This is a genomic window from Pseudomonas sp. BAV 4579, from assembly GCF_009765395.1.
Classification (GTDB): domain Bacteria; phylum Pseudomonadota; class Gammaproteobacteria; order Pseudomonadales; family Pseudomonadaceae; genus Chryseomonas; species Chryseomonas aestiva.
Genome location: NZ_WHOV01000100.1, coordinates 1 through 8,329, shown reverse-complemented (window position 1 = coordinate 8,329; position 8,329 = coordinate 1). Strand labels below are relative to the sequence as shown.

Sequence of the window (8,329 nt, the reverse complement as noted above, 5' to 3'; positions counted from 1 at the left end):
CGCGCAGGAACCGGAGTGTACGAGCGGTACATGAGGATTCCGAGCACTGCACGCACGTGTCTGGCGGACGCGCAGTAGTTTTGTTGGTCGCTCTGAGTCGCTCGCGACTGCCAACCAGACCAACAACCGAGCCCGCGAGCGGGCCGCAGGGGGAAGAATGAGCGCCAATCCGACGCTGGCCGTGGGCCAGGACCGAGCCGTCAGCAATACCGTCAGACTCTACATCTGGGCAGCGCTGGTGCTGCTGATCGCCGAGCTGATGGGCTCCCTCACCATACCGCTGGGGCCGGGCAAGGTGGTGCTGCTGCCGATGATCTGGGCGCTCTTGCTGGGTGCGGCGGTGGGGCAGGTCGGCAAGCGCATGCCGCTGGGGCTGGCTATCGACCGCGGCGCCCAGGTGCGCTCGGCGGCCATTCTGCAATACGCCTTGCTGGTGTTCATCGCCAAGCTCGGCCTGGTGGTGGGCGGCTCGCTGCCCACGGTGATCGCCGCCGGCTGGGCGCTGGCCTTCCAGGAGCTCGGGCATTTCGTCGGCACCATCCTGCTCGGCCTGCCGGTGGCCCTGCTGCTGGGCATCAAGCGCGAGGCCATCGGTGCCACCTTCTCGGTGGGGCGTGAACCGAGCCTGGCGATCATCAGCGAACGCTACGGCATGGACTCCCCGGAAGGTCGCGGCGTGCTCGCCGAGTACCTGACCGGCACCCTGTTCGGCGCGGTATTCATGGCCATCGTCGCCGGTTTCATCGCCAGCCTGAACATCTTCCACCCCTATTCCCTGGCCATGGGCGCCGGCCTGGGCTCGGGCAGCATCATGGCCGCCGCGGCCGGAGCCATCGCCGCCCAGCAGACCGCCGAGGTGGCCAAGGAGGTCATGGCCCTGGCCGCCGCTGCCAACCTCATCACCCTGACCCTGGGCACCTATTTCACCCTGTTCATCTCCCTGCCGCTGGCGGTCTGGGGCTACCGGGTGATGGAGCCGCGCATCGGCCGTACCACCAAGGCTTCCTTCCAGCAGAGTGCGGTGGATGCCGCCGTGGTGGACGAGCCCGTGGAACTGGGCTGGTCGGCACGCTTCAGCGCCTGGCTGGCCTCGGGTGCCCTGGCGCTGCTGGCGACCCTGGTGATGAGCAAGACCCTGCCACCGGCTGCTTTCCTGGGCGTCGCGGTGATGATCCTGGCGGCCTTCGTCGGTGAACTGCTCTGCCAGCTGTTCCGCCGCAAGGTACCGGCGGTGTGCTGGGTATCGCTGGTGGCCATGTTCCTGACCTCGCCCTGGTGTCCGCTGGCGCCGCAGATCACCGCCGCCCACAACGCGGTCGGCATCATGGCGCTGATCACTCCCATGCTGGCCTTCGCCGGCCTGTCCATCGCCAAGGACATCCCGGCCTTCCGGCGCCTCGGCTGGCGCATCGTGGTGGTTTCGCTGATCGCCAGCTTCGGCACCTTCATCGGCGCGGCCTTCATCGCCGAAGTGTTTCATTGATCCTCGCGCGCACCGGGTCCCCGGTGCGCCGCTTCCCGCTACCGTACTGCCCCCTCGCCTGACTCGCCTGTCCCTGCATTTTCGTGTCGCAGCTCCCAGCCTTGAGCCCTGGCGGCAAGGTCTCGTCCCTGGACGATCACCGGCGCTTGAGCTGCGCCCCGAGTTGCAGTATCTATGATGGAAAATTAACAAAAACCGTTAATTTAATAACATAAAGAAAAACGGAGGCGCGCTCGGCATGGGCAAAATCGCGGTCATCGGCAGCAACATGGTCGATCTCATCACCTATATCGAGCGCCTGCCCGTGCAGGGCGAGACGCTGGAGGCGCCGGACTTCGCCCTCGGCTGTGGCGGCAAGGGCGCCAACCAGGCGGTCGCCGCGGCCAAGCTGGGCAGCGAGGTGCTGATGGTGACCAAGGTCGGCGACGATCTCTTCGCCGACAACACCCTGGCCAACTTCCGCCGCTTCGGTATCGACACCCGTCACGTGACCCGCGCGCCGGGTCGCTCAAGCGGGGTGGCGCCGATCTTCGTCCAGCCCGACTCGCACAACAGCATCCTCATCGTGAAGGGCGCCAACGCCGCCCTCGGCCCGGCGGACATCCAGGCCGCGGAAGCCGATCTGCGCGACTGCGGGCTGATCGTGCTGCAGCTGGAAATCGCCCTGGAGACGGTCTACGCGGCCATCGACTGCGGCCAGCGCCTGGGCATCCCCGTGCTGCTCAATCCGGCCCCCGCGGTGGCCGACCTGAGCGCCGCGCACCTCGCCCGGCTGGATTACTTCGTCCCCAACGAGACCGAGCTGGCCCTGGTCAGCGGCCTGCCCGTGCAGGATCGCGAGAGCGCCTTCGCCGCCGCGCGGGTGCTGGCCGGTCGCGGCATCCGCCACGTGGTGGTCACCCTGGGCGCCGCGGGCGCGCTGTACGTGGGCGAGGAGGGTGAATTCAGCCTTCCCGGCCAGCCGGTGGCGGCCATCGACACCACCGGCGCCGGCGATGCCTTCATCGGCTGCTTCGCCCATGGCCGCGTCCAGGGTCTCGGCCTGCGGGACGCCATGCAGCGCGCCGTGGCCTATTCGGCACTGTCGGTCACCGGGCGCGGCACCCAGACCTCCTATCCCGAGGCCGCGGTCTTCGAAGACTACCTCGCGTCCCTGGATCTCTGACCCACACGCGGCGACCCCTCACCCTGGCATCCCTACGGAGAACAACAATGAGCCAGTCACCCCTGCGGCCCAGCGCCGACGGCTACTACCTGAACCGCACGCCGTGGTTCGCCTTCATCCTGCTGTGCTGCATCTTCGCGCTCTGGGCCGCCGCGGCGAGCATGAACGACGTGCTCATCGCCCACTTCAAGAAGGCCTTCCTGCTCAGTGACTTCCAGACCGCCTTCGTCCAGTCGGCCTTCTACCTCGGCTATTTCTTCCTGGCCCTGCCGGCCGCGCTGATGGTGCGGCGCTTCAGCTACAAGACGACCATCCTCTTCGGCCTGTTCCTCTACATGGTCGGCTGCCTGCTGTTCTTTCCCGCCGCCTCCATGGCCAAGTACGGCATGTTCCTGCTGGCGCTGTTCGTAATCGCCGCCGGGCTGTCCTTCCTGGAGACCGCCTGCAACACCTATTCGACCCTGCTCGGGCCGCGCGAGACCGGTACCCGCCGGCTGAACATCTCCCAGACCTTCCACCCCTTCGGCGCCATGACCGGCGTCTACGTGGGCAGCTTCGTGATGTTCAAGGAGGGCGACGCCAGCCAGGCGCAGCTGCTGCAGATGAATCCCGCCGAGGCCGCCGCCCAGCAGCTGCAGATGATCCAGGCCACCCTGACGCCCTACCAGTGGATGATCGGCGTGCTGGTGCTGATCTTCGTACTGATCGCCTGTACCCGCTATCCGGCCTGCAAGGGCAACGATGCCGTGCGCAGCGAGGGCGACGGTATCGCCGCCAGCCTCGGGCGGCTGAGGCGCAATCCGCGCTTCGTCTTTGGCGTGCTGGCGCAGTTCCTCTACGTCGGCGCCCAGGTCGGCGTCTGGAGCTTCACCATCCGCCTGGCCATGCAGCTCGGCGGCATGAACGAGCGCAGCGCCTCCTGGTTCCTGCTCACCACCTTCGCCGCCTATTTCGTTGGCAAGCTGATCGCCAACCTGCTGATGCGTCGCTGGCATCCGGCCAAGGTGCTGGGCGTCTACGGGGTACTGTGCATCGCCCTGCTGGCCTACACCATCCTGGTGCCCAACATCACCGCAGTGTACGCCGCCGTGGGCGTGAGCATCTTCCTCGGCCCCTGCTGGCCGACCATCTATGGCCTGACCGTCGACGGCATCGGCCGGGACACCGAATTCGGCGGCTCGCTGCTGGTGATGAGCATCGTCGGCGGCGGGGTGATCCCGATCTTCCAGGGCCTGCTGTCCGACTACACCGGCGGCAACATGCAGCTGGCCTATTCGGTGCCGCTGCTGTGCTTCACGGTGATCGTCGCCTACGCCCTCTACTGCCTGCGTCATCCGGCCAGCGAGCGGCTGCCGGTGGGCGCCGCCCAGACCGCCTGAGGAGGGCGCCGCCATGTCCGTACGCCTGGCCCTGCAGCCTGAGCAATTCACCGCCTGCGAGCGCACCCTGCTCGCCAGCGACGCCTTCCAGGTACGCGCCTGGACCTATCCCTCCGGGGTGTGCGCCCTGGCGCTGGAGAATCGCCGTGGCCGGCTGATCGTGCTGCCCTACCAGGGACAGATGGTCTGGGACGCCAGCTTCGACGGCTGCCGCCTGACCATGCCCGGGTTGTTCGACCAGCCGCGGCCGACCCGGCGGATCATCGAGACCTATGGCTGCTTCATGTTCCACGCCGGGGTGCTGCGCAACGGCTGCCCGGCGCCGGAGGACAGCCACGAGCTGCACGGCGAACTGCCCTGCGCGCCGCTGGACGAGGCCTGGCTGGAGCTGGGCCGGGACGCGGCGGGTGACTTCCTCCGTCTGGGCGGTCGCCATGACTACGCCATGGGCTTTGGCGACCGCTATCGCGCCCAGCCCAGCGTGACCCTGAGACCGGACAGCGCCCTGTTCGAGCTGGGCCTGGAAGTGGAAAACCAGGCCGGCCAGCCCATGGACCTGATGTACATGGCGCACATGAACTACGCCTACGTACCCGGCGGTCGCTTCCATGAGCCGCTGGGCGTGGCCCGCACCCGGGTGCGCACCAGCGTGCCGGCCCATGTGCGGCCGACCGCCGACTGGCAGGCCTTCATCGCCGAGCTGGCCGAAGATTCGGAACGGCTGCGGGTGCTGGATGCGCCCGCGCGCTACCAGCCGGAAATCGTCAGCTTCATCGATGCGCCGGGCACCGACGCGGCGGGGGAGGCGCACTTCCTGCTGGAGCATCCGGGCGGCGCCGCCTTCTACACGGCCTATCGCCCGGCGGCCTTGCCCCATGCCACGCGCTGGGTGCTGCACAACCCCGATCAGCAGGTGGCGGCCTTCGTGCTGCCGGCGACCTGTGAGCCGGAGGGCTATCTGGCCGAGACCGCCAAGGGCCAGGTGCAGCAGCTGCAACCGGGTGAACGGCGCGCCTTCAGCGTGCGCACCGGCTATCTCGCCGCCGCCGAGCGCGAGGCGCTGTTGGCGCGCCTGGCCAACCCGGCGCGGATCAGGTAAGCAGTTGCGCGCCGTTCGCCTCGATCCGCTCGCGATAGCTGCGCGGAATGCGCCCGTCGCTGACCACCAAGTCGAAGTCGTCGAGCGCCGCGAAATGCGCGGCGCGCACCACGTCGAACTTGGTATGGTCGACCAGCAGCAGCCGCTGCTGGGCTTGGCGCAGGACCTTCTGCTTGACCTCGACCTCGTTGAAGTTGAAGCAGGTGACACCGAAGTCCTCGCTGACCCCGGCCGCCGAGACGAAGGCGTGGGTGAGGCGCACGCCGTCGAGCACCCCGGTCTCCAGGCGACTCTCGAAGATCTGGTTCTTGCGCTGGAAGGTCCCGCCGCACACCACCAGGGTGCAGTTGACCTTCTGCTGCAGCTTGAGCAGCACATTGAGCGAATGGCAGACGGCGGTGAATTCCAGGTCATCGGGAATGAAGTCCACCACGAAGGGCGTGGTGGTCCCGCAATCGAGGAAGACGGTGTCGCCGGCGCGGATCTGCGCCGCGGCCAGCCGACCGATGCGGCGCTTTTCCTCGACCTGGCGCAGGTCCTGTTCCACCACCTGGTAGCCGGGCGCCTCGCTGCCGCCGACATCGCGGGTGACGTGACCGCCGAGCAGGCGCAGGCCGTCCGGCGGGAGCCGCAGGTCGCGTCTCAGGGTCATTTCCGAGACACCCAGCAGCTGGGCCATCTCGCGCAGGTGAATGGCGTGCTGATCCTGCAGCGCCTGGTGCATCAGCTTGAGCCGAGCGGCTTTCTTGCTATCCATGAGGGGTGCGCTACGGGAGTCCGACAAGAGGTGCAGGCCGCACCAACCAAGAATTCTGATCCGATCATACGCTACCCGTGCCTGAGGAGGCCCCATGCAGCTTGAACCCGGCGAACTCGCCAAGACCATCGACCACACCCTGCTCGCCGCCGATGCCCGCCGCGCCCAGATCGAGCGCCTGTGCCAGGAGGCGCGCAGCCATGGCTTCTACTCGGTGTGCGTGAATTCCGCCCAGGTCCCCCACGCCGCGGCGCAACTGGCCGGCAGTGCGGTCAAGGTCTGCGCGGTGGTGGGCTTTCCGCTCGGCGCCGGGCTGAGCGCGGCCAAGGCCTTCGAAGCCGAGCAGGCCATCGCCGCCGGGGCGGGGGAGATCGACATGGTGCTCAACATCGGCTGGCTCAAGGATGGCCTGCTGGACGAGGTCTCCGCCGACATCGCCGCGGTCCAGGCGGCCTGCGGTGCGGTACCGCTCAAGGTGATCCTGGAGACCGGTCTGCTCGACGAAACCCAGAAGCGCCAGGCCTGCCGGATCTGTCGCGACCTCGGGGTCGCCTTCGTCAAGACCTCGACCGGTTTCGGCCACGGCGGCGCGACCCTGGAGGATATCCGCCTGATGCGCCAGGAGGTGGGCCCGGAGATGGGCGTCAAGGCCTCCGGTGGCGTGCGTGACCGAGCCACCGCCCAGGCCATGCTGGACGCCGGCGCGACCCGCCTGGGTACCAGCTCGGGCGTGGCCATCGTCAGCGGTGGCGAGGGTGGGGCGGGGTATTGATCTCCGGAGATCGCCGTCATTTCTCTCTATGGTAGGGGTGTTTTATCGCGGCCATGGGCCGCTCCTACAGGCTCCGATGTAACCGTAGGAGCGGCCGCATCGGCGGACCGCCATGGCCGCGATAAAGGCATTTGATGACTACCCCGGCCCCTGCCGATACAGCTTGGAATCCTGGAAATCCCCCGGTGCCAGCACCTCGCCGACCAGGATCAGCGCGGTGCGGCGGAAATCCTTGTCCCGCGCTCGTTCGACGATGTCGGCCAGGGTGCCCTGGATGCTGTCCTGGTCCGGCCAGCTGGCGCGGTGGACGATGGCCACCGGGCAGGCGGGGCCGTAGTGCGGCAGGAGGTCGGCGACGATGCGTTCCAGCTGGCCGACGCCTAGGTGGATGGCCAGGGTCGCGCGGTGGCGGGCCAGGTCGGCCAGCGCCTCGCCTTCCGGCATGGCCGTGCGACTGGCATAGCGGGTGAGGATCACCGTCTGGCTGACCCCGGGCAGGGTCAGCTCGCAACCCAGCAGGGCGGCGCAGGCGGCGGTGGCGGTGACGCCGGGAACGATGGCGTAGGGAATGCCCAGCGCCTGCAGGCGGCGGATCTGCTCGCCGATGGCGCCATACAGCGAGGGATCGCCGGAATGCACCCGGGCCACGTCCTGGCCGCGGGCATGGGCGGCGGCCAGGTGGCCGACGATGGCCTCCAGGTCCAGGTGGGCGGTGTCGATCACCGTCTCGGCCTGGTGCCCCTCCAGCACCGCGGGCGGCACCAGGGAGCCGGCATAGAGGATCACCGGGCACTGGCGGATCAGCCGCTGACCCTTGACGGTGATGAGGTCGGGATCGCCCGGGCCGGCGCCGATGAAATGAACGGTCATGGGATTTCCTTGGCCAGGGCGGCGAGCAAGTCAGCGACGCTGGCGAATTCACGATCGACAGTGGGCAGGGCTGGGCGCCTCAGGATCAGCACCGGCAGGCCCCGTTCGCGCGCCACCTGCAACTTGGGTTGGGTGGCGGCACTGCCGCTGTTCTTGCTGATCAGCACATCGAAGTCGCCCTGGGCGAAAAGTGCGCGCTCGGACTCCAGGGCGAAGGGGCCGCGGTCGGCGATGATCCGCGCCCGGACGTGGCCGGGATGGGTATCGAGCAGGCGCAGGGTCCAGAACTGCCCGTCGGGAATCTCCTGGAGATGCTCCAGCGGCTCGCGACCCAGGGTGAAGAAGGGGCGGGCGAAGGGTGCCAGGGCTCGCTGCAGCTCGGCCCAGTCGGCCACCTCGCGCCAGTCGTCGTCCGGTCCGGCCTGCCAGCCGGGTCGGCGCAGCGCCCAGCAGGGGAGGCCAGCGTCAGCAGCGGCCCGCGCGGCGTTGTGGCTGATCCGGGCGGCGTAGGGGTGGGTGGCGTCCAGCAGCAGCTCGATGCCTTCACCGTGGAGAAAGGCGGCCAGTCCCGTGGCGCCGCCGTAGCCGCCGACCCGCACCTGGCAGGGCAGGTCCTGAGGCACCCGACCGAGACCGGCGAGGCTGTAGAGGGCCTTCGCCGGCAGTGTGCGGGCGATGGCCAGGGCTTCGGTGGTGCCGCCGAGCAGGAGGATCTTCATGGGCGGTCTTCCGTCAGGGCGGCGAAGGTTTCGTCATGCATGGCGCGCCCTCACCCCCGGCCCCGCTCCCGGGGGGAGAGGGGAG

General features: G+C 68.5%; 8 protein-coding genes. 5 read left to right on the top strand and 3 right to left on the bottom strand.

Going from position 1 to position 8,329, the window contains the following annotated elements:
• Window positions 1-157 precede the first annotated feature (157 nt).
• The 4 genes from GSQ95_RS18655 (at window position 158) to GSQ95_RS18640 (ending at window position 5,126) form a co-directional block, all read left to right on the top strand.
• Window positions 158-1,483: a DUF3100 domain-containing protein gene (locus tag GSQ95_RS18655; protein WP_158894637.1), complete on the top strand. Its 1,326-nt coding sequence runs from the start codon at window positions 158-160 to the stop codon at window positions 1,481-1,483.
• A gap of 238 nt (window positions 1,484-1,721) precedes the next feature.
• Complete coding sequence (gene rbsK, locus GSQ95_RS18650; RefSeq protein ID WP_158894634.1) at window positions 1,722-2,648, top strand: ribokinase; 927 nt, start codon at window positions 1,722-1,724, stop codon at window positions 2,646-2,648.
• A 47-nt stretch (window positions 2,649-2,695) separates the two neighbouring features.
• Entirely contained in the window at window positions 2,696-4,027 is a 1,332-nt protein-coding gene (fucP, locus tag GSQ95_RS18645; protein WP_158894631.1) for an L-fucose:H+ symporter permease, read from the top strand.
• Window positions 4,028-4,040: 13 nt separating this feature from the next.
• The gene (locus GSQ95_RS18640; protein WP_158894628.1) at window positions 4,041-5,126 is read left to right on the top strand and encodes an aldose 1-epimerase family protein; all 1,086 of its coding nucleotides are present in this window, start codon (window positions 4,041-4,043) and stop codon (window positions 5,124-5,126) included.
• On the opposite strand, the gene deoR is transcribed toward GSQ95_RS18640, so the two are convergent.
• A complete protein-coding gene (gene deoR, locus GSQ95_RS18635; RefSeq protein ID WP_017642939.1) occupies window positions 5,119-5,883 on the bottom strand; it encodes a DNA-binding transcriptional repressor DeoR in 765 nt (254 codons plus the stop codon). The genes GSQ95_RS18640 and deoR overlap by 8 nt on opposite strands.
• A gap of 94 nt (window positions 5,884-5,977) precedes the next feature.
• Here deoR and deoC point away from each other — a divergent pair, with 94 nt between their 5' ends.
• Window positions 5,978-6,655, top strand: a complete 678-nt coding sequence (gene deoC, locus GSQ95_RS18630; protein WP_158894625.1) for a deoxyribose-phosphate aldolase — start codon at window positions 5,978-5,980, stop codon at window positions 6,653-6,655.
• A gap of 138 nt (window positions 6,656-6,793) precedes the next feature.
• Here deoC and cobM read toward each other — a convergent pair whose 3' ends face one another.
• The gene (cobM, locus tag GSQ95_RS18625; protein ID WP_158894622.1) at window positions 6,794-7,525 is read right to left on the bottom strand and encodes a precorrin-4 C(11)-methyltransferase; all 732 of its coding nucleotides are present in this window, start codon (window positions 7,523-7,525) and stop codon (window positions 6,794-6,796) included.
• On the bottom strand, window positions 7,522-8,244 hold the full coding sequence (locus GSQ95_RS18620; RefSeq protein WP_158894619.1) for a cobalt-precorrin-6A reductase: 723 nt from the start codon (window positions 8,242-8,244) through the stop codon (window positions 7,522-7,524). Before GSQ95_RS18620 ends, cobM begins: the two co-directional genes overlap by 4 nt.
• Window positions 8,245-8,329: the final 85 nt, after the last annotated feature.

Coding starts and splice junctions, on each gene's coding strand:
- GSQ95_RS18655 (WP_158894637.1), top strand. CDS start 158: ATGAGCGCCAATCCGACGCTGGCCGTGGGCCAGGACCGAGCCGTCAGC.
- rbsK (WP_158894634.1), top strand. CDS start 1,722: ATGGGCAAAATCGCGGTCATCGGCAGCAACATGGTCGATCTCATCACC.
- fucP (WP_158894631.1), top strand. CDS start 2,696: ATGAGCCAGTCACCCCTGCGGCCCAGCGCCGACGGCTACTACCTGAAC.
- GSQ95_RS18640 (WP_158894628.1), top strand. CDS start 4,041: ATGTCCGTACGCCTGGCCCTGCAGCCTGAGCAATTCACCGCCTGCGAG.
- deoR (WP_017642939.1), bottom strand. CDS start 5,883: ATGGATAGCAAGAAAGCCGCTCGGCTCAAGCTGATGCACCAGGCGCTG.
- deoC (WP_158894625.1), top strand. CDS start 5,978: ATGCAGCTTGAACCCGGCGAACTCGCCAAGACCATCGACCACACCCTG.
- cobM (WP_158894622.1), bottom strand. CDS start 7,525: ATGACCGTTCATTTCATCGGCGCCGGCCCGGGCGATCCCGACCTCATC.
- GSQ95_RS18620 (WP_158894619.1), bottom strand. CDS start 8,244: ATGAAGATCCTCCTGCTCGGCGGCACCACCGAAGCCCTGGCCATCGCC.